Origin of the sequence: Allobosea spartocytisi (assembly GCF_014764685.1) — a bacterium.
GTDB lineage: Bacteria > Pseudomonadota > Alphaproteobacteria > Rhizobiales > Beijerinckiaceae > Allobosea > Allobosea spartocytisi.
Genome location: NZ_JACXWY010000015.1, coordinates 55,392 through 79,730 on the forward strand (window position 1 = coordinate 55,392; position 24,339 = coordinate 79,730).

The window sequence follows — 24,339 nt, forward strand, 5'->3', positions numbered from 1 at the left end:
TAGCCTCAGCTACCCGTGATCGCCTCGACCTCGATATTGGTCGTGTCGAGCTTCGGCCGGTTCGCGTCGAGCGAGTCACCGGTGATGAGATAGTGGATCGTCTCGGCGATGTTGGTGGTGTGGTCGCCGATGCGCTCGATGTTCTTGGCGCAGAACAGAAGATGCGTGCAGAAGGTGATGTTGCGCGGATCTTCCATCATATAGGTCAGGAGCTCGCGGAACAGCGAGGTGTAGAGCGCGTCGATCTCGTCGTCGCGGCGCCAGACCTCGAGCGCCTTCTGCTCGTTGCCGGCGGCATAAGCGTCGAGCACATCCTTGAGCTGCGCCTGAACGAGGCGGCTGATGTGCTCCAGCCCGACCACGGCGCGGTGCGGCGGCTGGAACTGCCCGGAGATGGCGACGGCGCGCTTGGCGATGTTCTTGGCGAGATCGCCGACACGCTCGACATCCGCCGCGATGCGGATGGCGGAGATCAGCTCGCGCAGATCGTTGGCCAGCGGCTGGCGCCGGGCGATGGTCAGCACCGCCTTCTCCTCGACCTCGCGCTGGAGATTGTCGAGGCGCTGATCGGCGGAGATGATCTTCTGGGCCAGCGTGGTGTCGCGGCGCACCAGCGCCACGGTCGCATCGCCGAGCATGCGCTCGGCCATCCCGCCCATTTCGGCGAGGCTGCGGCGAAGGCCTTCGAGATCGGCGTCGTAGGAGCGGACGATGTGGTCGGTCATGGGGTTCCTCCTCCGTCGCCGCTCAGCCGAACCGGCCGGTGACGTAATCCTGCGTCTGCTTCTTCGCCGGGTTCATGAAGATCGTGTTGGTCGGCGCGAACTCGATGACCTCGCCGAGATACATGAAGGCCGTGTACTGCGAGATGCGCGCCGCCTGCTGCATGTTGTGCGTCACGATGGCGATGGTGAAGTCGCTCTTGAGCTGCTCCAGCAGGTCCTCGATCTTGCCGGTCGAGATCGGATCGAGCGCCGAGGTCGGCTCGTCGAACAGGATCACTTCCGGCTTCTGCGCGATGGTGCGCGCGATGCACAGGCGCTGCTGCTGGCCGCCGGAGAGGCCCATGCCGGAGCTCTTCAGCTTGTCCTTGACCTCGTCCCAGAGCGCGGCGCGGCGCAGTGCGCCCTCGACGCGGTCGTCGAGCTCCGACTTCGGCGGCTTCTCGTAGAGGCGGATGCCGAAGGCGACGTTGTCGTAGATCGACATCGGGAAGGGCGTCGGCTTCTGGAACACCATGCCGACGCGCGAGCGCAGCTCGTTCACATCGACGTCGTTGGAGATGATGTTGCGCCCGTCGAGCATGATCTCGCCGGTCGCCTTCTGCTCCGGATAGAGCGAGTAGATCCGGTTGAAGATGCGCAGCAGGGTCGACTTGCCGCAGCCCGAAGGCCCGATCAGCGCCGTGACATGGCGGTCACGGAAGTCGAGATTGATGTTCTTCAGCGCCTTGTGCTCGCCGTAGTAGAAATCGAGGTTTTTCACCGCGATCCGGACGGGAGCCTCGGCATCGAGCGACTGCGGGGAGAGTTCAAGGGTCGAAAGCATCGACATGGTCCTCAAGGTCGGGCGCGACCGGGCTGGATTCAAGTCTTATTTGCCGCCGGCGACGACGCGCCGGGCGATGATCGAGAGCAGCAGGATCGAGATCGTGATGATCAGCGAACCAGCCCAGGCGAGTTGCTGCCAGTTCTCGTAAGGGGCGGAGGCGAACTGGTAGATCGTGACCGGCAGGTTGGAAACGCCGCCGACGAGATTGGGCGAGAACCAGAAATTGTTGTTCAGCGCCGTGAAGATCAGCGGCGCCGTCTCGCCGGCGATGCGGGCGAGTGCCAGCAGGATGCCAGTGACCATGCCGGCCTTCGCCGCGCGCCAGGTCACGCTGGTGATGACGACGGAAGGCGGCGCGCCGAGCGCCGAGCCTGCCTCGCGCAGCGGGCCGGGCACGAGGCTGAGCATGTCCTCGGTGGTGCGCACGATGACCGGGATCGCGATGATGCCGAGCGCGACGCCGCCGGCCCAGCCGGAATAGCCGCGGAAGGGCTCGACCAGGATGACGTAGACGAACAGGCCGATCAAGATCGACGGCGCCGAAAGCAGGATGTCGTTGATGAAGCGGATGATGTTGGCGAGCTTGGAGCCGCGGCCGTATTCCGCCAGCCAGGTGCCGGCGAGCACGCCGATCGGCGTCGCCACCGCAATGCCCAGGAAGGTCAGCACGATCGAGCCGACGATGGCGTTGGCGAGGCCGCCGCCCTCGGAGCCCGGCCCGGGCGTGACATGGGTGAAGGTCGCGAGCGAGAGCCCGCCGATGCCCTTCACCAGCAGCATGCCGAGAATCCAGAACAGCACGAAGATGGCGCAGAAGGTGAAGCCGGTGGCGATGACCTTCATCGCGCGGTCGGCGGTGCGGCGCGACTGGCGCACGCGCCCCCAGGCGATGTGCGATGCGGCCGGTGCGGAAGAGGTGGACATGCTCATCTGACCCAGACCTCAGAATTTCTTGACCCGGGCGACCAGCAGCCGCGCGATGACGAGGACGACGAAGGTGACGAAGAACAGGATGCAGCCCAGCGCGATCAGCGAATTGAGCTGCAGGCCCATCGCCTCGTTGAACTCGTTGGCGATGCGCGAGGCGATGGTCGAGCCGGGGTCGAGGATCGAGGCCGAGAGCCGGTTGGCGTTGCCGACCACGAAGGTCACCGCCATCGTCTCGCCGAGCGCACGGCCGAGCCCGAGCATGATCGCGCCGATGATCGAGACGCCAGCCTGCGGCACCAGCACATGGCGCACGACTTCCCAGGTGGTCGCCCCAATTCCATAGGCGCTCTCGCGCAGCACCGAGGGGATCTGCTCCAGCATGTCGCGGGTGATCGAGGCGATGAAGGGCACGATCATGAAGGCGAGGATGATGCCCGCGGTGAAGATGCCGAGGCCCGAGGGCGAGCGCGAATAGAGCACCGTGCCGACGATCGGGATGCCCTCGACGATATTCGAGAGCGGGATCTGGACATAGGCCGCGAAGAGCGGCGCGAAGACGAACAGCCCCCACATGCCGTAGATGATCGAAGGCACGGCGGCGAGCAGCTCGATCGCGGTCGCGACCGGCCGCTTGAACCAGGGCGGGGCGAGCTGCGTCAGGAACACGGCGATGCCGAGCGAGAGCGGCACGCCGATGACGAGCGCGATCAGCGCCGTCGAGAGCGTGCCGACGATCGCCGGCCAGGCGCCGTACTGCTCGTTCTGCGTATCCCAGACGCTGGAGGTGATGAAGCCGAGGCCGAATTCGCGGAAGGCCGGCCAGCCGCCGACGATCATCGAGAGCATGATGCCGGCGAGCAGCACCAGCACCAGCAGCGCGGCGAGAAAGCTCGCATTGCGGAAGACGAGATCGAAGGTCGCCTTCGGCGTCTTCCGGATCACCGGTGCCGGGGGAATGCTTTTCATGTCGGTTACGGCGGTCATTCCGCGAGGCTCCGATAATGTCGCCGAGGCTGCTCGAGCCGGTCCGGCTCGATCGGCCTCAGCCCTCATCCTGAGGAGCCTCCGGTGCCGCGACCGGCGGCTCCTCAGGATGAAGGCTGAGCGTGGTCGGGCAAGGCGGGATAACCCGCCTCGCCCTGTCGGTCAGGCTGCGATCAGAAGATCGGCTTGCCGGAGTTGTCGGTCACGCCCTTCCAGGCGGCGCGGACCTCGTCCTTGACGTTGGCCGGGAGCGGCACGTAGTCGAGATCGCTCGCCAGCTTGTCGCCGCTCTTGTAGGCCCAGTCGAAGAACTTCAGCGCGGCCTGCACGTCGGCCGGGCTTTCCGGCTTGGCATGAACCAGGATGAAGGTCGCCGAGGTGATCGGCCAGGCATCCTTGCCCTTCTGGTTGTTGAGCGAGATGCCGAAGCCCGGCTGCTCTTTCCAGTCGGCATTGGCGGCCGCGGCCTGGAAGGCCTCGATCGTCGGCATCGGGAAGTTGCCGTCGGCATTCTTCACCAGGGCGTAGGAGAGCTTGTTCTGCTTGGCATAGGCGTACTCGACATAGCCGATCGAGTTCGCGACCTGCTTCACCGAAGCGGAAACGCCCTCATTGCCCTTGCCGCCGATGCCGACCGGCCACTGCACGGCGGTGTTGTTGCCGATCTTGGTCTTCCATTCGGCCGAAACCTTGGAGAGGTAGTCGGTGAAGACGAAGGTCGTGCCCGAGCCGTCCGAACGGTAGACCGGGTTGATGTTGGCATCGGGGAGCTTCAGATCGCCGTTGAGCGCGACGATCTTCGGGTCGTTCCACTTCTTGATCTCGCCGAGATAGATCCCGGCGACGATTTCGCCCGAGAGCTTGAGCTTGCCCGGCTCGATGCCGGCGATGTTCACGGCCGGAACGACGCCGCCCATCACGGTCGGGAACTGGATCAGGCCGTCCTTGGAGAGCTCCTCGCCCTTGAGGGGAGCATCGGTCGCACCGAAGGCGACGGTCTTCGCCTTGATCTGGCGGATGCCGCCACCCGAGCCGATCGACTGATAGTTCAGGCCGACGCCGGCTTCCTTCTGATAGGCCTCGGCCCATTTCGAATAGATCGGGAAGGGGAAGGTCGCGCCGGCGCCGGTGATGTCGGCAGCCTGGGCGGAACCGGCGATCCCGGCGGCAACGGCCGCGAGAACGAGAATCTTGCGCATTGAGATGTCCTCTCTGGGTCGCTGTTTGCAGCGACCTCGTCAGAACACCCTCAGTATGACAGCCACATGACATTCCGTCATGAAAACTGTCACAAAGGCTCAGGCCGCTCCGGATTGTCAGGGCTCAGGCCGCGCTGCGGCCCGTTCCGTAGCGGGGCAGGATCGCCTTGAAGGCAGCGCCCTGCCCCGGCTTGCTCTCGATGGTCAGCCGGCCGCGATGGCGCAGCACGATGTGCTTGACGATGGCGAGGCCCAGCCCCGTGCCGCCGGCCTCGCGGCTGGCCGCCGTATCGACACGGTAGAAGCGCTCGGTCAGGCGCGGAAGATGCTCGGGCGCGATGCCCGGCCCGTCGTCGCGAACGCAGACGCTGGCCTCCCCATCGTGGATCTCGACCGCGATCGCGACCTCGCCGCCGCGCTTGCCGTATTTGATCGCGTTCTCGACCAGGTTCTCCATCAGCCGCAGCAACTCGTCCCGGTCCCCCGGCACCTGCAGCGGTTCGGACGGCGCCTTCAGCTTGAGGGTGACCTCGCGCTCGCGCGCCAGCAGCGTGAGGGAATCGACGATCTCGCGCGCGATGCCGGCGAGATCCACCGGCGCGTCTGGCGCGACATGGGCGCGCTGCTCGATCCGCGACAGCGAGAGCAGGTCGTCGACGAGCCGCGCCATGCGCAGGCCCTGCTCGCGCATGATGCCGAGGAAGCGTTCGCGGGCCTTCTCGTCGTTGCGCGCCGGCCCCTGCAGCGTCTCGACGAAGCCGAGCAGCGAAGCCAGCGGCGTGCGCAATTCATGGCTGGCATTGGCGACGAAATCGACGCGCATGCGCTCGATGACGCGCTGCTCGCTCAGATCCTCGAAGGTCAGGAGCGTCGGACGGCGTTCGGCCCGCCCGGCAAGCGCGGCGATGTGGATGCGGAAGGTCCGCTCCACCGGAACGCGCTCGACGAGCTCGATCGTCTTGCGCCCGCCATCCAGCGCCACCGCCTCGATCGCCTCGATCAGGTCGGGGTCGCGCAGCACCAGCGCCAGGAGCTTGCCGGTCTCGAGCCCCGGGATCAGCGCGCGCATCGCCGGGCTCAGCGCCTGCGCGACGCCGAGCTCGTCGAGCAGCACGACGGCGGTGCCGAGCGCCTCGACGAAGCCGCGCGCGGCGGCGATGGGGAAAACGGCGGTGTCGATCATGGAACGTCCGAAGCTGCCGGCCGTTGCCGGCTCGGCTCTTCCTGCGCGGAACGGCAGAGGGCGTCAATTCCCTTCGGCGCGGTAGCCGGCTAGGCTCCACCGGGGAAGAAACGGGCTCGTCCCGGCAAGGAGACAGAAACGATGGCGAAGAAATTCTCAGGCGCCGAGATCGAAAACCTGATCCAGCTGCCGGCGACGCAATCGACCCCGAAGGAGAAGCGGCCGCCCAAGCCGGACAAGTCCAAGAGTACCGGCAAGGCCCGCAAGCCCGGCAAGGCCAAGGGCTTCGACATCGAGGCCGATACCTTGCCGGAAGCGATCGTCGACGCCGCCTATCACAGCGGCGACTATCCCTATGGCAAGCGGATGAAGCGCAAGCGCTACAACCGCGAATTGGAGCCGCTGCAGATCGAATTGCAGAAGCTGACGCGCTGGGCCCAGAAGCATGGCGAGCGCATCGTCGTCGTCTTCGAGGGCCGCGACGGCGCCGGCAAGGGCGGCACCATCGCCCGCTTCACCCAGCATCTCAATCCGCGCCAGGCCCGCATCGTCGCCCTGCCCAAGCCCTCGGACACCGAGAAGGGGCAGTGGTACTTCCAGCGCTACGCCGCCGAGATGCCGACGGCCGGCGAGATCGTCTTCTTCGACCGCTCCTGGTACAACCGCGCCGGGGTCGAGCGCGTCATGGGCTTCTGCACGCCGGAGCAGACCGAGAGCTTCCTGCGCGAGGCCCCCGTCTTCGAGGGCATGCTGACGCGCGGCGGCATCCGCATCGTCAAGCTCTTCCTGACCATCGGCCGCGAGATGCAGATGATGCGCCTGCATGCCCGCTGGCACGATCCGCTCAAGCGCTGGAAGCTCTCGCCGATCGACTTCGAGGCGATCCCGCGCTTCGACGACTATTCCCGCGCCTTCGACGAGATGCTCGGCCGCACCTCGACGAAAGACGCGCCCTGGGTCGTCGTGCGCAGCAACGACAAGCTGCGGGCGCGGCTCAACGCCATCCGCCATGTCCTGCGGGCGATCCCCTACAAGGACAAGGACGAGGCGGCGATCGGCCCGCTCGACGACAAGGTCGTCGTCTCGGTCGAGCGCTATCTCGCCAAGGGCGGCGAGCCGGAAACCGCCTGAGGCTCCCGCATCCGCTCGGCGAGAAAATCGACGAAGGCGCGGATGCGCCCCGCCATATGCTCGTGGCCGGCGAAGACGGCGTGGATCAGCTCGCGGTCATCCGCATCATAGGCCTCCAGCACCGGCACGAGCCGGCCCGCGGCGAGATCCGGCTCGACATGGAACCGGCCGAGCCGCGCCAGCCCCATGCCGCGCAGGCAGAGATTGCGCAGGGTGGCGCCGCTATTGGCCAGGAAGTTCCCGGCGACCGTGCGGCTGAAGCGCTCGCCGCTCGCCGGATCGCGGAACAGCCATTCGTCGAAGCTCGAGCGGAAATTGAAGCGCAGGCAGTTGAACCGCTCGAGATCGTCCGGGGTCCGGGGCGTGCCGTGCCGTTCCAGATAGGCGGGCGAGGCGATGACGATGCGGCGCGTCTCCAGCAGCTTGCGCGCCTTGAGCCGGGAATCCCGCAGGATGCCGGCGCGGATCGCGATGTCCGCGCGCTCCTCGACCAGGTCGATCACCTCGTCGTTCAGCGAGATGTCCAGCTCGATCTCGGGATAGAGCGTCAGGAATTCCTGCACCAGCGGCAGGACATACATCACCCCGAACCCGACGGAGACGCTGACCCTGAGCCGGCCGCGCGGCACCGCCCGCGCCCCGCTGGAGAGCGCGCTCTCGGTCTCCTCGATCTCGGCGAGGATGCGCCGCGCCCGCGCCAGATAGACCTCGCCCTCCGGCGTGAGCTGCAAAGCGCGCGTCGTGCGCACCAGAAGCCGCGTGCCGAGCCGGTCCTCGACGCGGCTGATCAGCTTGCTGACGGCCGAGGGCGAGAGGTTGAGCTTGCGCCCGGCCGCCGAGAAGCTGCCGGCATCCGCCGCCGTGACGAAGACATCCATCTCACCCGCGCGATTATCCATCCGCCACCGCCCCCAAGAGATCGCGCCTCACGCCCGTCGCGCCTCAAGCCCGCGCCTCACGCTCCCTTGGCGATGGCCTGCTTCAACCGCGCGACCGCCTCCGTCGCGCCGGACCGGACCGTGATCTCCAGCGACGGCGCCTCGCGCTCGATCATCTCGATCAGCGTTTCCGGCGAAATCTCGGCCCGCGCCGCGGTGAGCTTCAGCACGGCATTGGCGATGATGTTGGGCCAGTACGCCGCCCCGCCCTTGGCCAGCCCCTTGGCCTTGCGGCCCTCGAATTCCTGGGCGAGCTGTTCGGGGGTCTTTTTGGCCATGGGGAGGGTTCCGTGAATCGCTTTGCGCGGTGAGCTTACCTCAATCGGGTCCGAAAAGGCGCGATGAACCCGTTTCCCGTGTGGAGAAGGGCAGGCCTGCCGTCACCGGGAAAGGCGCGGCGCCCCTGTCGCCGCCTCGCTCGTCGGCGGCGCTCTTCCGCCCCGCCCTTCCCGCCGATCGCGGGCTTGTCCGGGACCAGCACGCGAAGCGTCGAACGCGGCGACGGCCGGCTTCGCTGCGGCAGCGGGTTGCCCGCGCACCTTCCGCACCGTGTTCCGAGAGACGTGCAGCTCGCGGGCGATCTCCTTGATCGTCTTCCCACGGATCGAAAACTCGCGCCGGATCCGCGCAATCGTATCCACGCCCTTCATCCCCCCGCCCGCCCATCCGAAACCAGGACGGGCAGTCTCACCGAAACCGGCTCAAGGGGGGTCAAAGTTGGACGCCGATCCCCCGCCTCAAGGGGTCAAACTTGCCCGCCGAAACACAGAAGCCGGCAAGCTCCGAAGACAGGTCCGTCAAGCGTCGTGCAACCAAGTGCACGACCGAGAACAAGGCCGACGCCCTGGATCACCACGGGCCCAGACTGTCGATGAAGCCGCCGATCGGCTCCCAGCGCCCGTTCCTAATCTCGACGCGCAGCACTTCGGTCGTCCCGAGATGGCGGTCGGGGCCGAGCGTCACCTTGCCGATGATGCCGGTGTCGTAGTCCTTCAGCTGCTCGAAGCCTTTCACGAGCGAGGCGCGCGTCAGCGGCGCCCCGGCGCGGCGGATCGCCTCCGCCGTGACCTTGGCGAGCGCATAGGTCAGGAGCGAGCCGTAGTCCGGCCGTTCGCCCGGTGCGAACTTGGCCAGCGCCTCGCGATATTCCTTCACCGCCGGCCGGTCCGACTCGACGGTATAGGACAGCGAGACGCTGCGCAGGCCCTCGACGGAATCGCCGCCGATCTTGATCAGATCCATGCCGACATTGCCGCCATAGGTCAGGAGCTGCGTCTTGACCTTCTGCTGCTTCAGCTCCTTGGCGAGAGCGACGAGCTCCTGGATAGTGCCGATGAACACGACGCCGTCGGGCGCCTTGCGCGCGATCTCCAGCGCGATCGGCGCATAGTCGCTCGTGCCGAGCTTTACCGGCATGAGCTCGACCTTGGTGTCGGGCGAGGCGGAGCGCGCGCCGGGCTCGACATTGAGTGCGACCTTCTCGAAGGCCGACGCCGCGGCGTGGACGACGATGACGCTCTTCAGCCCATCCTTGCCGACCCAGCGCCCGAGCGCCTGCGCCTGGTAATCCAGCAGCGTCTGTGCGCCGACGATCAGGGCGCGCGCCGGCTCGTACCAGTCGAGCGCACCGCCATAGGGCATGACATAGGGCACGCCGGCCTGCTGAAGATAGGGAAAGGTCGCCGCGCTCGGGCCTGTCGCATAGGAGCCCTGAATCGCCAGAACCTTGTCGCTGTCGACGAGCTTGCGGGCCGCCGCGACGGCTTGCTGCGGATTATAGGCGTGGTCCTCGACGATGACCGTGACCTTGCGCCCGTCGATGCCGCCCTGCTCGTTCAGCCGGCCGAAGAAGGCCGTCTGCCCCGCCACGCCCGGCAGACCGTAAAGCGCGAACGGGCCTTTCAGCGCCGACCACGAGCCCAGCCTGATCTCGTCCTTGCTGACGCCCGGCCCGTCCTGCGCGCGTGCCGCGCTCCCGAGCAACCCGAACGCCAAGGCCAGCGCCGGCAGGCCGATCTGAATCGATCGCGTCATCATCGTCATCCTCCCCAGGATCTCGCTCAATCGACAAATTCATCGCTCTTTTATTTGGTCTAATAATTTAGTTGCGGAGGGATGTCGAGGGATGTAGCGTCCAGGATAACGATAGAGAGCACCGGGGAGGGCTCCATGACGAGGAGGAACGGCGCAGGGCTTGCGCTCGTCGCAGCAGCCGCATGGCTCGGCGCAGCCGCAGCCAGCGCGCAGACGGGCCCTGGCGTCTCGGCGAGCGAAGTCAGGCTGGGGTCCTGGCAGCCGCTGAGCGGACCTGTCTCGATCTACGGGGTGCCGGTCCGCGCCGGGGCGGACGCCTATTTCAACCTCGTCAACGAGCAGGGCGGCATCAAGGGCCGCAAGATCAAGTTCATCGTCGAGGACAACGCCTTCAATCCCCAGCGCACCGTCGCCGCCGCGCGCAAGCTGATCGGCAGCGACGAGGTTCTGGCGATCGCCGTCGCCTTCGGCACCGGCCCCTCCGCCGCAGCCTTCCCCTATGTGCTGCAGCAGGAGAAGACGCCCTTCGTCACGCCTTATGCCGGCGCCGAGGAATGGTTCGCGCCACCCCGTCCGGGGCTGCTGAGCGCTCAGGTCCTCTACGAGAACCAGGCTGCGACCGTCGGGCGTTGGGCCGTGAAGGACGACCGAAAGTCCATTCTCGTCATTCACTCCGATCCTGCCGCCTATCACAAGCCGGGCGAGGCTGCGGTCGCGGCCATCCGGAAGGCAAACCCGTCCGCCAAGGTCGAGGCCCTGTCGGTGAAATGGGGAACGCAGGATTACGCGCCGATTGCGCTCGACGTGCTGCGGCGCGCGCCGGACGCGGTCATCCAAATCGCGGTGGTGCAGGAGGTCGCGTCGCTGGCCAAGGAACTGCGCCAGCAGAATTCGCAGGTTCCGATCTACACCTATTCGCCCAATGTCACGCAATCTCTACCGCTGCTCGGCGGACCGGCCGTAGAGGGCATCAAATCCGTGTCATGGACGGTGCCTGCGACGCTCGACAACCCGGCACTCAGGGAATATCGCGCGGCGCTTGCCAAATATGCGCCGGATCAGAAGCCGGACTTCGATTCCCTGCTCAGCTTCGGCTTCGCCAAGATCGTGGCGGAGGCCCTGCGCCGGGCCGACGAGCCGTTGAACCGGACGAGTTTCCTCGAAGGCTTCTATAAGCTGAAGGGTTACGACACCGGGATCCTGCCGCCGGTCACCTTCGCGCCGGACAAGCCGCTGGGCCTGTCGACGCTGCAGCGCGTCGTCCTGAAATCCGGCATCTGGGAGGCGGTCGGGGAGCCTGTCGATTCCACCGCCGAGTGGTGAGACCGCACCGCCCGCCTTCGACCCCGTTTCGCCTGTACCGGAGGAGCCCGTCATGGGAGACCTGCCCGCCGTGATCGCGTCCGGCCTCGTCAGCGGCTCGGCCTATGCGCTGCTGGCGCTCGGCATCGTCATCATCTTTCGCTCCACCGACACGGTCAATTTCGCCATCGGCGACACCGCGACGCTGGCGGTCTTCATGACCACCTCGGCGATGGCGGCGGGCCTGCCGCCGGTGGCCGCGCTCCTGCTCGCGGTCGTCCTGGCCGGACTCGGCGGCATGGCGACCGAGCGCCTCCTGATCCGGCCCCTGGGCTCCGGACCCAAGAGCTTGTTCAGCGCGCTGGTCGTCACGATCGGCCTCGGCCTCGTGATCCATGCCGTCATCGGCGTCGTCTGGGGCCAGCGCCCGATCGTGGTGGCACCCGTCGCCGCCGGCATGGTCAACGTGTTCGGCGTCGCGCTGACCCTCAACAAGGTGCTGGCGGCGGGGATCGCCCTGCTGGCCATGGCGGTCATCGCCTGGCTGTTCCGCTACACGGCCATCGGGATCGCCATGCGTGCCAGCGCGGAGGATCACTTCGCGGCCCGCATCATCGGCATCCGCCCCTCCGTCATCGCGGCACTCGCCTGGTTCATCGGCTGCGGGCTGGCCGCCATCGCCGCGTTCTTCCTCGCCGCGGACGGTTCGGCCAACGCCAACCTAACCCTTTCGCCGCTCTTTCGCGCCTTTGCCGGCGTCTTCCTCGGCGGGCTGACGAGCATGCTCGGCGCCGCGCTCGGCGCCTTCTCGATCGGGGTGCTCGACAATATCGCCGGCCGCTACCTTTCGGCCAACTACCGCGACACCATCGTCTTCGGGATCATCGTCGCGGTGCTCTTCATCCGCCCGTCCGGCTTCCTCGGCGTCGCCCGGAAGGAGCGCGTATGACCCCCGCTCTTCGGCGTCTGGCGACGGTCGCGGCCGGCCTCCTCCTCGCGCTGCTGGTCGGCTGGCCGGGCCTTCTCGGCGACTACGGCCAGTTCGTCGTCGCTTCCATCGCCTTCTATGCCATCGCCGTCATGGCGGTGAGCGTCTTGGCGGGGCTCTGCGGCATCTGGTCGATGGGGCATACCGCCTTCATGGCGATCGGCGCCTACATGGCAGCGCAATTCGCTCTGTACAGCTGGCCGGTCGAGTTAGCGATCCTCTGCGCGGCCGCCGCGGCGGGCGCGGCCGGCTTCCTGCTCGGCTTCAGCGCGGGGCGATTTTCGGTGCTTTATTTCGGCCTGCTGACACTGGCGCTCTGCATGGCGGCGACCGAGATCATCGGCCACTGGACATCGGTGACCGGCGGCGACGAGGGCATCGCTGTCCTGCAGGCGCGCTCGATCCTGCTCGGCCGGACGCTGGACCTGCGCGGCGCCGTGGTCATGACGGTGCTCCTCGCCACCCTCGCCCTGGTCATGGTCGATGTCGTCGCACGCGGCCCGATCGGGCGTCGCTGGCTTGCGGTAAAGAGCCAGCGCATCGCAGCCGCGGCGATGGGCCTGCGCCCGCATGTCGAGAACGCGACCGCCTTCGCCTTCAGCGCCGCCATCGCCTCTCTCGCCGGTGTCGGCATCGCCTTCACGATCTCCTATCTCGATCCGATCGCCTTCAGCCTCGACGCATCGGTACAGTTGATCGTCGCGACCGTGATCGGCGGCGCCGGCAGCCTGCTGGGCGCGGTGCTGGGCGCCGTCTTCATCGTCGCGGTGCCGGAGGCGGCACGCGGCATCGCCAACGTCTCGGTCTTCGTGTTCGGCGCCGCGACGATCGTCGTCCTCCTGTTCATGCGCCGCGGCATCGTGCCCAGTCTCGCAGGTTGGATAAAGCCCCGCTCCGTTAAGGCTCCGGTCGCGGCGGACATCTTGCCGATCGACCCGAGCGCGATCGAGGCCCTGGTACGGGCCTGTCTGCCGCCAGCAACCGAGAGCCTCGCCATCGAGCATCTCGATCTGCGGTTCGGCGGCGTAAAGGCGCTGCAAGACATCACCCTTGCCGCACCGGCCGGCTCGACATTGGGGCTGATCGGCCCCAACGGCGCCGGCAAGACGAGCCTGCTGAACGTCATCGGGGGCTTCTACCGTGCATCGAGCGCGCAGCGGATCCGCTTCGGCGAGCACGACCTCATGCATCGCTCGTCCTATGCTCGGGCCGGTCTCGGCATGGGCCGGACCTTCCAGCATGCCGAGCTGTTCGCCGAACTGACCGTGCGCGAGAATATCGCGGCGGCGGCGATGCTCGGCGCGCCACGGCGCCTCGCGGCCGGGCTGACGGACCGTTCGCCAGACGCCATCGCCGCGACGATCGTGGCGGCGCTCGGCCTGTCCGCCTATGCGGAGAGCTATCCCCCCGCCCTCCCCTTCGGTGTCCAGAAGGTTGCCGATATTGGCCGCGCCCTGGCGCTCGCGCCATCGCTGGTTGCGATGGACGAGCCGTTCTCCGGCCTCGACGAGCGGGAGCGCTCCGCCATCCGCGCCATCTTGCGCGGCATGCGCGGCGCGGGCGTCACCATCCTGATCATCGATCACGCGGTGCAGGAGGTCCTCCAGGTCGCGGACCGCATCGTCGTGCTCGAATTCGGCAAGGTCCTGGCGGAGGGTCCGCCCGAGCAGATCCGCAACGACCCGGACGTGCACCGCGCCTATTTCGGTGCGGACGGCGCGCCGTCCCGGAGTGCCGCCGCATGAGCGAACCATCGCCTTCGCCTCTGATCGAGGCACAGCGCATCGAACATCGCTACGAGGGGGTGCTGGCGCTGCACGGCATCGACCTTGCGGTGCCGGCGGGCACGTTCCTGGCCGTCGTCGGCCCCAACGGCGCCGGAAAATCGACCCTCGCACTCCTGTTGGCCGGCGCAATGTCCCCTACTGGCGGACGTTTGATGCTCGACGGGGCCGATGTCACGGCGCGTGCCGGACGCCGCGGCCTGGTCGAGGCGGGCGTCGCGCTGATCCCCGAAGGCCGCCGGCTCTTCGGCCAGCTTTCGGTTCAGGAAAATCTGGTGCTCGGCGCTTTCGGTTCAGGCGCGGGGCGGGCCGAGACGGCGCGCCGCCTCGCCGAGGCCTACGCCCTGATGCCGGAGGCTGTCAGGCAGGGGAAGGATCGCGCCGTCGCGACGCTGAGCGGCGGGGAGCAGCAGATGGTCGCGATCGGCCGGGCTTTGATGGCGAAGCCGCGACTGGTGCTGATCGACGAACCCTCGCTCGGGCTCGCGCCGATCCTGATCGACAAGGTCTACGAGACGCTGGCGGCCTTGCGCGCCTCCGGGGTGACGATCGTGGTCTTCGAACAGCTCGCCGTGAAGGCCCTGCAATATGTCGATCGCTTCGCGGTCATCGACCGCGGCGAGATCCGCCATCGAGGCCTCGCCGCCGATCCCGACGCGCGCGAGACCCTGCGCATGGGATACATGGGCGCCGACGCCGCCGCCTGAACCGGGCAGCGACGCATGAACCGGGCCGCGGCGCCTGGCCGTCGGGCGCTCAATAGGATTTCGGCAGGCCGAGAACCCGCTCCGCGATGAAGGACAGGATCAGTTGCTCCGTCACGGGCGCGATCCGCGGCAGGATCGATTCCCGGAACAGCCGCTCGACCTGATATTCGCGGGCATAGCCCATGCCGCCATGGGTCATCACCGACTTCGTCGCGGCATCGAAAGCAGCGCGGGCGCCCAGAAATTTGCCGGCATTGGCCTCGGCCCCGCAGGGCTGGCCGTTGTCGTAAAGCCATGCCGCCCGCATCAGCATCCAATAGGCGGATTCCAGATAGGTCCAGGCTTCCGCGAGCGGATGCTGGATGCCCTGGTTCTTTCCGATCGGGCGGCCGAAGACGACGCGGTCCTTGGCGTATTGCGCAGCCCGGCTGAGCGCGTCGCGGCCGAGGCCCACGGCCTCGATCCCGACGAGGATGCGCTCCGGGTTGAGGCTGTCGAGCAGGTATTCGAAGCCCCTGCCCTCCTCGCCGATCCGGTCCTCCTCCGGGATGAACAGCCCGTCGATGAAGACGGCGTTCGAATCCACCGCGTTGCGGCCCATTTTGTGGATGCGGCGCACCTCGCATTTCCTGCGGTCGAGATCGGTGTAGAACAGCGTCATGCCCTGCGTCGGCTTGCGGCTGTCCTCCTTGGCGGTGGTGCGGGTCAGGAGCAGGATCTTGTCGGCGATCTGCCCCGTCGAGGTCCACATCTTGCGCCCATGGACGACGTAGCCGCCTTGCGTCTTCGTCGCGACGGTCTTGATGCTGGTCGTATCGAGGCCCGCATCGGGCTCGGTCACGCCGAAGCAGGCCTTCTGTTCGCCCTTGACCAGCGGCACCAGCCAGCGCTGCTTCTGCTCGGGCGAGCCGTGAACGACGATCGAGTGCGGGCCGAAGAGGTTGATGTGGATGGCGGACGCCGCCGAGTAGCCGCCGCCGCTGGACGTGGCGGCATGCATCATGATCGCGGCCTCGGTGACGCCGAGCCCCGCGCCGCCGACCTCCTCGGGCATGGTGATGCCGAGCCAGCCGTTCTGCGCCATCAACTGATAGTACTCGCTCGGGAAGGTGCTTTCCTCCTCGCAACGGGTCCAATAATCGTCGTCGAAGGCGGCGCAGATTTCGCGCACGCTCTGGTCGATCGCCTTTTGCTCTTCGCTGAGCTGGATATCCATGATGCTCTCCGGGATGGCGTTCTGGCCGTCTCTCAGCCGATGAAGATCAGTTTCTTGCCGAGGTTTTCGCCGGCATAGAGCGAAGCGATGGCGCCGGGCGCGTGCTCGATGCCCTTGGCGAGATCGGTGTCGAAGCCGAGCGTCCCGGCCTGGTGCAGGCGCGCCATCTCGTCGGCCGCCTTCGCATAGCGCGCCATGTGGTCGAAGATGACGAAGCCGCTCCATACGAGCCGGCGCGTCAGGATCTCGCGCTCGTTGCGCGGCCCCGTGGGCAGTGGGTTCCAGGAGTCGATCGAGGCCGTGCCGCATTGGACGAGCCGGCCGCCGACCGCCATGCGCCGCAGCACCGTATCGAGGATCATGCCGCCCGTGTTGTCGAAATAGACGTTCACGCCATCCAAGACGGCGGCCGCCAGCGCCTCGTCGAGGGCACCCGACTTGTAGTTGATCGCGACGTCGTAGCCGTAGCGCTCCTCGCAGAGCGCGACCTTGCGATCGTCACCGGTCAGCCCGATGCAGCGGCAGCCCAGGCTCTTGCCGATTTGCCCGACGAAGCTGCCGACCGAGCCGGCGGCCGTCGAGACGACGAGCGTATCGCCGGCCTTGGGGCGACCGAGTTCGGTCAAGGCGAGATAGGCGGTGATGCCGTTGATGCCGAGCAGGCTGCCGAAGGCGGTCAGCGGCAGGTCTTGCGTCGCGCGCAGGATCACCTGCTGGGGCGTCGCCACGGCGTAGTCCTGCCAGCCGAACCAACCGTAGAGGAACTGCCCCTCGCCGAAATCGGGGTTCCGGCTTTCGGTCACCACCCCGACCGCCAGCGCCCGCATCGGCCCCCCGAGCGGCACCGGCGCCGAGTAATTCGCCTCGGACGAAGCCCAGCCGCGCTGCGCGGGATCGACCGAGAGATAGATGTTGCGGACGAGGAATTCGCCCTCGCCGGGCTTCGGCACGTCGGAGGAACCGAGCGTGAAGTCGCTGGCCTGCGGCACGCCGGCGGGCCGCGTCGTCAGCAGGACCTGCCGGTTGCGGCTCGGGGAGGAATAGGCCGGGATCTCGGTCGGCATCGTGCGCTCCTCAAAAGCCGACATGCGCCGCGCCCTTGGTGCCGAGCATGCGGCGGGCGTCGTCGGGGGTGGCGATCTGGAGCGACAGCTCCTCGAGGATGCGTCGAATCTTGGCGACCTGGTCGGCGTTGGAGGGGGCGAGCTCGCCCTTGCCGAGATAGAGGTTGTCCTCGAGCCCGACGCGGACATTCCCGCCCAGGATCGCACCCATCGTGACGAAGGGCAGCTGATGGCGCCCGGCCGCCAGGATCGAGAGGTAATAGTCGTTGCCGAACAGCCGATCGGCCGTCGCCTTCATGTGCATCAGGTTCTCGGGTTCGGGCCCGATGCCGCCGAGGATGCCGAAGATCGCCTGGACGAAGAAGGGCGGCTTCACCAGCCCACGCTCGGCGAAATGGGCGAGGTTGTAGAGATGGCCGACATCATAGCACTCGAACTCGAAGCGCGTGCCGAGCGCGCCGAGCTCCGTCATGCCGCGCTCGATCTGCGTGAAGGTGTTGGAGAGGATGAAGTCCTTCGTCATCTCCAGATAGGGCTGCTCCCAGTCGTTCTTGAACGACGGGATGCGCCCGCTCGCGCCCGAAATGTTGAAGTTGAAGGAGCCCATGTTCATCGAGGCGATCTCGGGGCTCGCCCATTTCGCGGCGGCCAGCCGCTCGTCCAGCGTCATGCCGAGCCCGCCGCCGGTGGTGATGTTGACGATGCCGTCGCAGCCCTGCTTGATCACCGGCAGGAAGCGCTTGAACATCTCGGGGTTCTGCGTCGGCTTGCCCGTCTGCGGATCGCGGGCGTGAAGGTGAAGGATGGCGGCGCCGGCCTTGGCGGCGCCGATCGCGCCCTCAGCGATCTGCTCCGGCGTCACCGGCAGATGGGGCGACATGCTGGGGGTGTGGATCGACCCCGTGATGGCGCAACTGATGATGACCTTCTCGGCGCGTTTCATGTCCCTGTCCTCTCGTCCGTCGCAGCGTCAAAAGCGGGCCGCGATCTCGTTCCAGGCGTCCTGAAGCGAAGTCCTGTGCGCGGGGTCGGCGATCGCGATGATGCGTTCGGCCCGTTCCATCACGGTGGCGCCGCGCAGGTCGGCCGCGCCGTGCTCCGTCACCACGACATCGACGGCGTGGCGCGGCAGCGAACAGATGCCGTCGAGCTTCGCGATGATCCGCGAGGCGCCGCCGCGGCCGGCCGTCGACGGCAGAGCGATGATGCTGACCCCGTCCGGCGCCAGGCTCGCAGCCTGGGCGAAATCGGCGGCACCGCCGACGCCGCTCAGCATGCGCCCGCCCAGCATTTCGAGATTGGCCTGGCCGAAGAGATCGACGCCGAGCGCGGAATTCACCGCGACCAGGCGCGGCAGGCCGGCCAGCACGGCGGGCGAATGAGTCTGGTCGCATCCCCGGATCTGGAAGTCGTCGCGTCCTGACAGCCAGGCGTAATGTGCGGCCGTCCCGACATGGACGCAGCTCATATGCGGCCATTGCGCGTCGAGGCTGCCGCATTCGGCAAGGAGCCGCGCGGCGTCGGAGAGCATGCCGGAATGCAGCCGCAGACGGCGGCGGTCGGACACGATGCGCATCAGCGCGTCGGGCGTCTTGCCGAGGCCGACCTGAAGCGTCGTGCCGTCCTCGACGAAGGCGGCGACGTGTTCGGCGATCCGGGAGGCCTGCGCGCTCGGGGCGCCGACATCGTACTCGCATAAGGGCTCGTCGGTCTCGGCAATGAGATTGGCCCTCGCGATATCGAAGGTCTCGGCGCCGGGAATGCGGGGCATTCGAGGGTTGATGACAGCGAAGACGCGGCGGCAGTTCTTCAACACGATCGGCATGAATTCGACGGCGATGCCGAAGGAGCAAAGTCCCGCCGCATCCGGCGGCGAGACGTGAACAATGGCGACGTCGAACGACTGACGCGACAGATGAGACGCAAAGCCGCCATACGAGACCGGAAGATGGCGAAACCGGCCGTTCGCCTGCGCGCCCGGCGGCGAAGGCTGGGCGAAGCAGCTCGTGTAGCGCGCCCCCTCTGGCAAGGCCTCGATCGGCACGGCATTGATGCCGGGAACGAAGCTGGCGGTGATGTCGAGCGGCGGTGCGTGGCCGGAAAACAGGGCCGCCGTCAGCTCCGGCACTTCGGCCCCCGAGCCGGGAAGGAAGATGCGCTCGCCGGCAGAGATCCGCGCGACGAGCGCAGCCGGCGTGCCGACGCTGCGCGCCGCGACCGTGGATCGTGCTAGCGCAGCCGTGACCGTCACGCGCCGGCCCCGGCCCGTGCCGCGATGGCCGCTTTGCGTGCCAGAACCTGCTCGGCCTGCTTGAGATGAGGGATGTCGAGCATCTTGCCGTCAAGACCGACAACCCCGACGCCGGGATTGGCGGAGAACGCGTCGACGACGCGCTGAGCGTGCGCGATCTCCGCCTGCGAAGGCGAGAAGGCCTCGTTGATGCCCGCGACCTGGTCGGGATGAATGGCGATGCGGCCGGTGAAGCCCTCTCGCGAGGCCTCGGCACAGTCGGCACGAAGCCCGGCATCGTCACGAAAATCGGCATACAACGTCTCGATCGCGGCGACGCCGCAGGCTTTGGCGGCAAGCAGGCACTGCGAGCGCACCATGCGGTAGGTGAAGGCCCAGAGGCCTTGCGGATCCCGATTGGTGCTGGCGCCGACCGCCGTGCTGAGATCCTCCGCGCCCCAGGTCAGGCCGTAGAGCCTGGGGAATGCCGCATCGTGATAATGCGCCAGGCCGAAGGGCGCTCGCGGCGTCTCGGTCGCCACGGGCAAGAGGCGGATCGGGCGGCCGATGCCGTCGCGCTTTTCCAGCGCGTCGAGAAAATGACCGATCCGAACTAGGTCGCCCGGCCCGTCGACCTTCGGCACGACGATGCCGTCCGGAGCCGCCCGCACCACCCCCACCAAATCGTCGAGCCCGCCCTCGGCGAGCGGGTTCATCCGCACCCAGAGTTCGGCCGTGCCCGCGCGCGGGGCCGCGAGATAGTCGCGCACCATGTCGCGCGCCAGGGCCTTCCGCGACGGCGCGACCGAATCCTCGAGATCGAGGATCAGCGCATCGGCACCGGAGCCGGCGCTCTTCGACAGCTTTTTCTCGCTGTCGCCCGGCACGAACAGGAAGGAGCGCAGGCTCATGCCGCAGGCCTCCGCCGCTGCAGGCCCGAGCGCTTGCAATGGGCGACGAGCTCGCCGCGCTGGTTGAAGGCACGGTGGAGGAAGACGACGATGCCGGCCTCCGGCCGCGAGCGGCTCTCACGCAGCTCCACGACCTCGGTCTCGACCCTGATCGTATCGCCGTGGAAGAGCGGCTTTGGGAAACGGACCTCGTCCCAGCCGAGATTGGCGACCGCCGTGCCGAGCGTCGTATCGCCGACCGAGATGCCGACCATCAGCCCCAGCGTAAAGGCGCTGTTGACCAGGCGCTGGCCGAACTCCGTTTCGTTGCGGCAATATTCTTCGTCGAGATGCAGATAGGCCGGATTGTGCGTGACGGCGCTGAACCAGACATTGTCCGCCTCGGTGATCGTCCGGCGGATCTCGTGCCTGAACACCTGCCCCACCGTGAGATCGTCGAAATAAAGCCCGGCCATCCGCTGCTCCGCCGCCTCTAATTCATCGTTCTTTTTTTTGGTCTAATAATTTAGTTGCACGGTGTTGTCGAGCCTCTTATCGTGCCGGCAACGAGCACGAGGATGGGACAGGGTGGACAGACAGCCGGACCAGCGGCCCGTCACAGCGCTTCAAAATCCGACCGACCGTCCGGCGACGCCGGATGAGCTGCGGGCCTGGATAGAAGCGCAGACGGGCGGGGCGATCACGTCCTGGACGCAGATCAGCGGCGGCAACCGCTGCCGCTCCTGGGCCGTCGACGTCGCCTCGGCCTCGGAACCGCCCGCTGAACTCTATCTTCGCTATCAGCCGCCGCGCCCGCCTTCCGCCGAGCCTTATACCGTGTGGCGAGAGGCGCAGTTCTATCGCGCGCTAGCCTCCAGCCCGGTGCCGGCGCCCAAGCTGATCGCGGTGCATCCCGAGAGCCAGGCCATTCTGACCGAGCGCGCGCCGGGGCGCGCCGATTATCGCCGCATCGCCGACGACGCAGCCCGCACCACTATCGCCCGCGAGTTCGTCCAAGCCCTGGCGACGCTGCACAGGACGCCGGTCGCGCGGCTCGACATGGCGGGTTTCGACCCCCGCGCGACCCTCGCCGATTGCGTGCGCCAAGAGTTGGCGATCTGGCGCGCCATGTATGCCGAGACGAGGCGCCTGGACCCGCTGATCGCCTTCGCGCTCGACTGGCTCGACGACAACGTCCCCGCGACGACCGCGCCTCCCGTCCTCGTCCACGGCGATGCCGGGCCGGGCAACTTCCTCTTCGACGAGGGGCATCTCACCGCCCTGCTCGACTGGGAGCTCGCTCATCCGGGCGATCCTATGGAAGACCTCGCCTGGTTCTCGATGCGCTGCGTGATGGAACCGGTCCCCGATTTTCCGGCGCGCCTGCGCGAATACGGCGAGGCGATGGGGACCCCGGTCGATCTCGACCGCATCCGCTATCACCGCGTCTTCGTCTCGACGCGCGTCGTCATCATCCGGCATCGCAACGTCACCGGCCTGCCGGGCAACTCGATCGTCTCACGCGCGCTGAACCGCCGCCTGCTCGTCACGGCGCTGGCGGAAGCGACCGCGACCACACTGGCGCCGCCTGCGCGGATGGACGCGCCGGAGACGGAGCGCAGCGCGCTGTTCGACTTCGTGCTTCACGAGCTGCGCCACGACATCGCGGAAGCCAGTGACGATGCCGGCGTCGTCGCGGCTGCCAAGAACATGGCGAAGGTCGTCAAATACCTGCGCGAATGCGACCGCATCGGCCCCCTCGTCGCGGCAGCGGAGCTCGAAGCCCTGACGGGGATGCTGAGCGCGCGGCCGTCGACGGTTCCCGAAGGCATGGCCGCGCTCGCCGACAGGCTGCAGGCGGGCGACATTCCGTTCACCGCGGCCCTGCAATTCTTCGCCGGCAGCGTCGCGCGCGACGCGGAGCTCGCCGCATCCGCGTCCGGCGGGCTCGCCGGGCGCGATTTCCCGCCTCTGACCGAGATGAATCATGTCTGATACCGCCACGCTCGAAACCGCGACGGACACCCCCTTCACCGCGAGGGACGACCGCTTCCATTTCGACCAGATGAGCGACCGCTGGTGGGAGACGGAGACGGCCTGGTTCGCCTTCTGCGCGCCGGAGCGCAAGCTCGGCGGCTGGCTCTACAGCATGGCACGGCCGAACATCGGCACGATCGCCGGCGGCTGCTGGATCTGGGACGACACGGCCGCCGTGCCGTGGGAGGTGCCGTATTCGGCGAATTACACCGCTCTGCGCCTGCCGCGCGACCAGGATCTGACCGACATCGCGCTGCCGACCGGCGTCAGCATCAAGGCGCTCGAGCCCCTGAAGCGCTACAAGCTCGGATTCTTGGACGAGGATCGGCTGACCGTCGATCTGACCTTCGATGCGGTGATGCCGGCGCGACCGCTCCGCAAGGGCGATTCTTCTTTCAAGAACCTCAACCATTTCGACCAGTTCGGCCACGTCACCGGGCAGATCGTCCTCCATGGCGAGACGATCCCGATCGATTGCTACGCGATCCGCGACCGCAGTTGGGGCCCACGTCCCGAACACCGCCCCGGAAAGAGCGCCTACGTCACCGGCATCGCCTCACCCGATGACGGCTTCCTCGCCGTGACCAAGTGGAACGACGAGACGGACCCGATCGCCTACGGCTTCATGATCCGGGACGGCAAAATCGGCGATCTCGTCTCGGGCCGCCGCATCGTCGAGCGCGATCCGGAGCGGGGCTGGGTCACCCGCATCACCATCGAAGGCAAGGACGAGTTCGGTCGCGATCTCGATGCCGTCGGCGAGCGACTGAGCGGCATCATCATCAACCGCCACAGCTTCATCGACAGCAACGGGCTGATCGAATGGACGATCAACGGCAAGCGCGGCCATGGCGAGGATCAGGACATGTGGCCGGTTCACCGCTGGTCGGCCTTCCGCCGCGAAGCCAGGATGGGGCGCGCCTCGTGACGACGCCCTCACAGAGCCCCGACCCGACGCGCCAGCCGCTCGACGGTGTCGTCGTGATCGACCTCAGCCAGATCTACAACGGCCCCTACGCGACCTTCCTGATGGCGGCAGCCGGCGCGACCGTGATCAAGATCGAGCCGCCGGGCGGCGAGCCCTTGCGCCGGCGCGGCGTCGTCGGCGGTGCCGCCCTGCCCTTCGCCATGCTCAACGGCTGCAAGCAATGCATGGTGCTCGACCTCAAGAGCGCCGAGGGCAAGCAGACGCTGCGCGATCTGGTCGCCGACGCCGACGTGCTGGTCGAGAACTACGCACCTGGCACCATGGACCGGCTCGAACTGGGCGCCGATGCGCTCCAGGCGCTGAATCCCCGGCTGATCTACGCCTCCAGCTCCGGCTTCGGCAGCGACGGCCCCTATCGAAGCTACCCGGCGATGGACCTCACCGTCCAGGCGATGGCAGGCGTGATGAGCACGACCGGCTATCCCGACCGCCCGCCGGTCAAGGCCGGCCCTGCGCTCTGCGACTTCTTCGCTGGCGTGCATCTCTACGGCGCGATCGCGACCGCCTTGTTCGAACGCGAGCGCACCGGCGTGGCGCGGCGACTCGAAGTCGCGATGCAGGATGCGGTCTATCCGGCGCTGAGCTCCAGCCTCGGCATGCATTGGGGACAGCGCGAGGCGGAGAACCCGCCGCCGCCGCGCACCGGAAACCGCCATGGCGGGCTCGCCGAGTCTCCCTACAACGTCTACCCGACGAGCGACGGCTGGATCGCGATCATCTGCGTCGGCAACGCCCATTGGCGCACGCTGGTCCATACCATGGGCCGGCCCGAGCTCGCCGAGGATCCGCGCTTCGCCGGCCTCAAGCAGCGCGTGGCCGTGATGGACGAGGTCGACGCGCTGGTCTCCGACTGGACGAGCCATCGCACCAAGGAGGAGGCCTTCCAGGCCCTGATGGCGAACAAGGTGCCCTGTGCGCCAGTCCGCGATCTCGAAGAGGTCGTGAACGATCCGAACATGCATGCCCGCGGTTCGCTGCAATGGCAGGACCATCCCGAGCTCGGCCGCATCGTCGTACAGCATTCGCCGCTCCGCTATGCCGGGGTCCCGCGACGGACGCTGGAGCCGAGCCGCGCGCTCGGTGCCGACACGCAGGCCGTGCTGCGCGAGCGCCTCGGCCGGCATGACGGCGACGCGGCCGGCACCTCCGTGCCGCGACACCCTGCGAAGGCGGAGCTCTGAAG

The 24,339-nt window shown here is 67.5% G+C and carries 22 protein-coding genes and 2 pseudogenes; 8 read left to right on the top strand and 16 right to left on the bottom strand.

Annotated elements, in window-relative coordinates:
- Window positions 1-5: 5 nt before the first annotated feature.
- The 6 genes from phoU to IED13_RS20500 form a co-directional block, all read right to left on the bottom strand.
- Window positions 6-725: a phosphate signaling complex protein PhoU gene (gene phoU / locus IED13_RS20475; RefSeq protein ID WP_038359770.1), complete on the bottom strand. Its 720-nt coding sequence runs from the start codon at window positions 723-725 to the stop codon at window positions 6-8.
- 22 nt (window positions 726-747) lie between these two features.
- Window positions 748-1,554: a phosphate ABC transporter ATP-binding protein PstB gene (gene pstB / locus IED13_RS20480; protein WP_038359773.1), complete on the bottom strand. Its 807-nt coding sequence runs from the start codon at window positions 1,552-1,554 to the stop codon at window positions 748-750.
- A 39-nt stretch (window positions 1,555-1,593) separates the two neighbouring features.
- Window positions 1,594-2,475 (bottom strand): phosphate ABC transporter permease PstA, encoded by an 882-nt coding sequence (gene pstA, locus IED13_RS20485; protein ID WP_038360388.1) that lies wholly within the window; start codon window positions 2,473-2,475, stop codon window positions 1,594-1,596.
- 18 nt (window positions 2,476-2,493) lie between these two features.
- Entirely contained in the window at window positions 2,494-3,465 is a 972-nt protein-coding gene (gene pstC / locus IED13_RS20490; RefSeq protein WP_038359776.1) for a phosphate ABC transporter permease subunit PstC, read from the bottom strand.
- 173 nt (window positions 3,466-3,638) lie between these two features.
- Complete coding sequence (pstS, locus tag IED13_RS20495; RefSeq protein ID WP_113254534.1) at window positions 3,639-4,664, bottom strand: phosphate ABC transporter substrate-binding protein PstS; 1,026 nt, start codon at window positions 4,662-4,664, stop codon at window positions 3,639-3,641.
- A gap of 124 nt (window positions 4,665-4,788) precedes the next feature.
- On the bottom strand, window positions 4,789-5,847 hold the full coding sequence (locus tag IED13_RS20500; RefSeq protein ID WP_191125266.1) for an ATP-binding protein: 1,059 nt from the start codon (window positions 5,845-5,847) through the stop codon (window positions 4,789-4,791).
- Window positions 5,848-5,988: 141 nt separating this feature from the next.
- On the opposite strand from IED13_RS20500, the gene ppk2 reads away from it, so the two are divergent.
- Entirely contained in the window at window positions 5,989-6,978 is a 990-nt protein-coding gene (gene ppk2 / locus IED13_RS20505; RefSeq protein ID WP_191125267.1) for a polyphosphate kinase 2, read from the top strand.
- On the opposite strand, the gene IED13_RS20510 is transcribed toward ppk2, so the two are convergent.
- The 4 genes and pseudogenes from IED13_RS20510 to IED13_RS20525 all read right to left on the bottom strand — a co-directional run bounded on the left by IED13_RS20510 (window position 6,942) and on the right by IED13_RS20525 (window position 9,950).
- Window positions 6,942-7,877 carry a LysR family transcriptional regulator gene (locus IED13_RS20510; RefSeq protein WP_113254561.1) on the bottom strand — a complete coding sequence of 312 codons (936 nt, stop codon included), beginning with the start codon at window positions 7,875-7,877 and terminating at the stop codon, window positions 6,942-6,944. The two genes, ppk2 and IED13_RS20510, sit on opposite strands and share 37 nt — an antisense overlap.
- 56 nt (window positions 7,878-7,933) lie before the next feature.
- The gene (locus tag IED13_RS20515; protein WP_112761450.1) at window positions 7,934-8,194 is read right to left on the bottom strand and encodes a hypothetical protein; all 261 of its coding nucleotides are present in this window, start codon (window positions 8,192-8,194) and stop codon (window positions 7,934-7,936) included.
- Window positions 8,195-8,452: 258 nt separating this feature from the next.
- Window positions 8,453-8,566: pseudogene (locus tag IED13_RS20520) on the bottom strand (helix-turn-helix domain-containing protein); the annotation flags it as partial.
- Window positions 8,567-8,765: 199 nt separating this feature from the next.
- Window positions 8,766-9,950, bottom strand: a complete 1,185-nt coding sequence (locus IED13_RS20525; protein ID WP_191125268.1) for an ABC transporter substrate-binding protein — start codon at window positions 9,948-9,950, stop codon at window positions 8,766-8,768.
- Window positions 9,951-10,085: 135 nt separating this feature from the next.
- Between IED13_RS20525 and IED13_RS20530 the strand changes: the two genes are divergently transcribed.
- Genes IED13_RS20530 through IED13_RS20545 form a run of 4 tightly spaced genes read left to right on the top strand, consistent with a single transcriptional unit; the run spans window position 10,086 to window position 14,731 of the window.
- Entirely contained in the window at window positions 10,086-11,273 is a 1,188-nt protein-coding gene (locus IED13_RS20530; protein WP_191125269.1) for an ABC transporter substrate-binding protein, read from the top strand.
- A 52-nt stretch (window positions 11,274-11,325) separates the two neighbouring features.
- The gene (locus IED13_RS20535) at window positions 11,326-12,201 is read left to right on the top strand and encodes a branched-chain amino acid ABC transporter permease (protein ID WP_191125270.1); all 876 of its coding nucleotides are present in this window, start codon (window positions 11,326-11,328) and stop codon (window positions 12,199-12,201) included.
- Window positions 12,198-13,985, top strand: coding sequence for a branched-chain amino acid ABC transporter ATP-binding protein/permease (locus tag IED13_RS20540; protein ID WP_191125271.1), 1,788 nt, complete (start codon window positions 12,198-12,200; stop codon window positions 13,983-13,985). Before IED13_RS20535 ends, IED13_RS20540 begins: the two co-directional genes overlap by 4 nt.
- Window positions 13,982-14,731 carry an ABC transporter ATP-binding protein gene (locus IED13_RS20545; RefSeq protein WP_191125272.1) on the top strand — a complete coding sequence of 250 codons (750 nt, stop codon included), beginning with the start codon at window positions 13,982-13,984 and terminating at the stop codon, window positions 14,729-14,731. The genes IED13_RS20540 and IED13_RS20545 overlap by 4 nt, the downstream gene beginning before the upstream one ends.
- Before the next feature lie 49 nt (window positions 14,732-14,780).
- Here IED13_RS20545 and IED13_RS20550 read toward each other — a convergent pair whose 3' ends face one another.
- From IED13_RS20550 to IED13_RS20575, 6 genes and pseudogenes are all read right to left on the bottom strand, one after another.
- Window positions 14,781-15,947: an acyl-CoA dehydrogenase family protein gene (locus IED13_RS20550; RefSeq protein WP_191125273.1), complete on the bottom strand. Its 1,167-nt coding sequence runs from the start codon at window positions 15,945-15,947 to the stop codon at window positions 14,781-14,783.
- A gap of 32 nt (window positions 15,948-15,979) precedes the next feature.
- Complete coding sequence (locus tag IED13_RS20555; RefSeq protein WP_191125274.1) at window positions 15,980-17,011, bottom strand: NADP-dependent oxidoreductase; 1,032 nt, start codon at window positions 17,009-17,011, stop codon at window positions 15,980-15,982.
- 10 nt (window positions 17,012-17,021) lie between these two features.
- A complete protein-coding gene (kce, locus tag IED13_RS20560; RefSeq protein ID WP_191125275.1) occupies window positions 17,022-17,954 on the bottom strand; it encodes a 3,5-dioxohexanoate:acetyl-CoA acetone transferase in 933 nt (310 codons plus the stop codon).
- 27 nt (window positions 17,955-17,981) lie between these two features.
- The gene (locus IED13_RS29260) at window positions 17,982-19,262 is read right to left on the bottom strand and encodes an acetyl-CoA hydrolase/transferase family protein (protein ID WP_191125276.1); all 1,281 of its coding nucleotides are present in this window, start codon (window positions 19,260-19,262) and stop codon (window positions 17,982-17,984) included.
- Window positions 19,259-20,152, bottom strand: a complete 894-nt coding sequence (locus IED13_RS20570; protein ID WP_191125277.1) for an HpcH/HpaI aldolase/citrate lyase family protein — start codon at window positions 20,150-20,152, stop codon at window positions 19,259-19,261. The genes IED13_RS29260 and IED13_RS20570 overlap by 4 nt, the downstream gene beginning before the upstream one ends.
- Window positions 20,149-20,619 (bottom strand): annotated as a pseudogene (locus IED13_RS20575) (MaoC family dehydratase); the annotation flags it as partial. The pseudogene IED13_RS20575 and the gene IED13_RS20570, both read right to left, overlap by 4 nt.
- Window positions 20,620-20,719: 100 nt before the next feature.
- Between IED13_RS20575 and IED13_RS20580 the strand changes: the two are divergent.
- From IED13_RS20580 to IED13_RS20590, 3 genes are read left to right on the top strand one after another with little or no spacing between them, the layout of a single operon-like run.
- On the top strand, window positions 20,720-22,126 hold the full coding sequence (locus IED13_RS20580; RefSeq protein ID WP_191125279.1) for a phosphotransferase family protein: 1,407 nt from the start codon (window positions 20,720-20,722) through the stop codon (window positions 22,124-22,126).
- The gene (locus tag IED13_RS20585) at window positions 22,119-23,096 is read left to right on the top strand and encodes a DUF7065 domain-containing protein (protein WP_191125280.1); all 978 of its coding nucleotides are present in this window, start codon (window positions 22,119-22,121) and stop codon (window positions 23,094-23,096) included. Before IED13_RS20580 ends, IED13_RS20585 begins: the two co-directional genes overlap by 8 nt.
- Complete coding sequence (locus tag IED13_RS20590) at window positions 23,093-24,337, top strand: CaiB/BaiF CoA transferase family protein (RefSeq protein WP_260368430.1); 1,245 nt, start codon at window positions 23,093-23,095, stop codon at window positions 24,335-24,337. The genes IED13_RS20585 and IED13_RS20590 overlap by 4 nt, the downstream gene beginning before the upstream one ends.
- Window positions 24,338-24,339 lie beyond the last annotated feature (2 nt).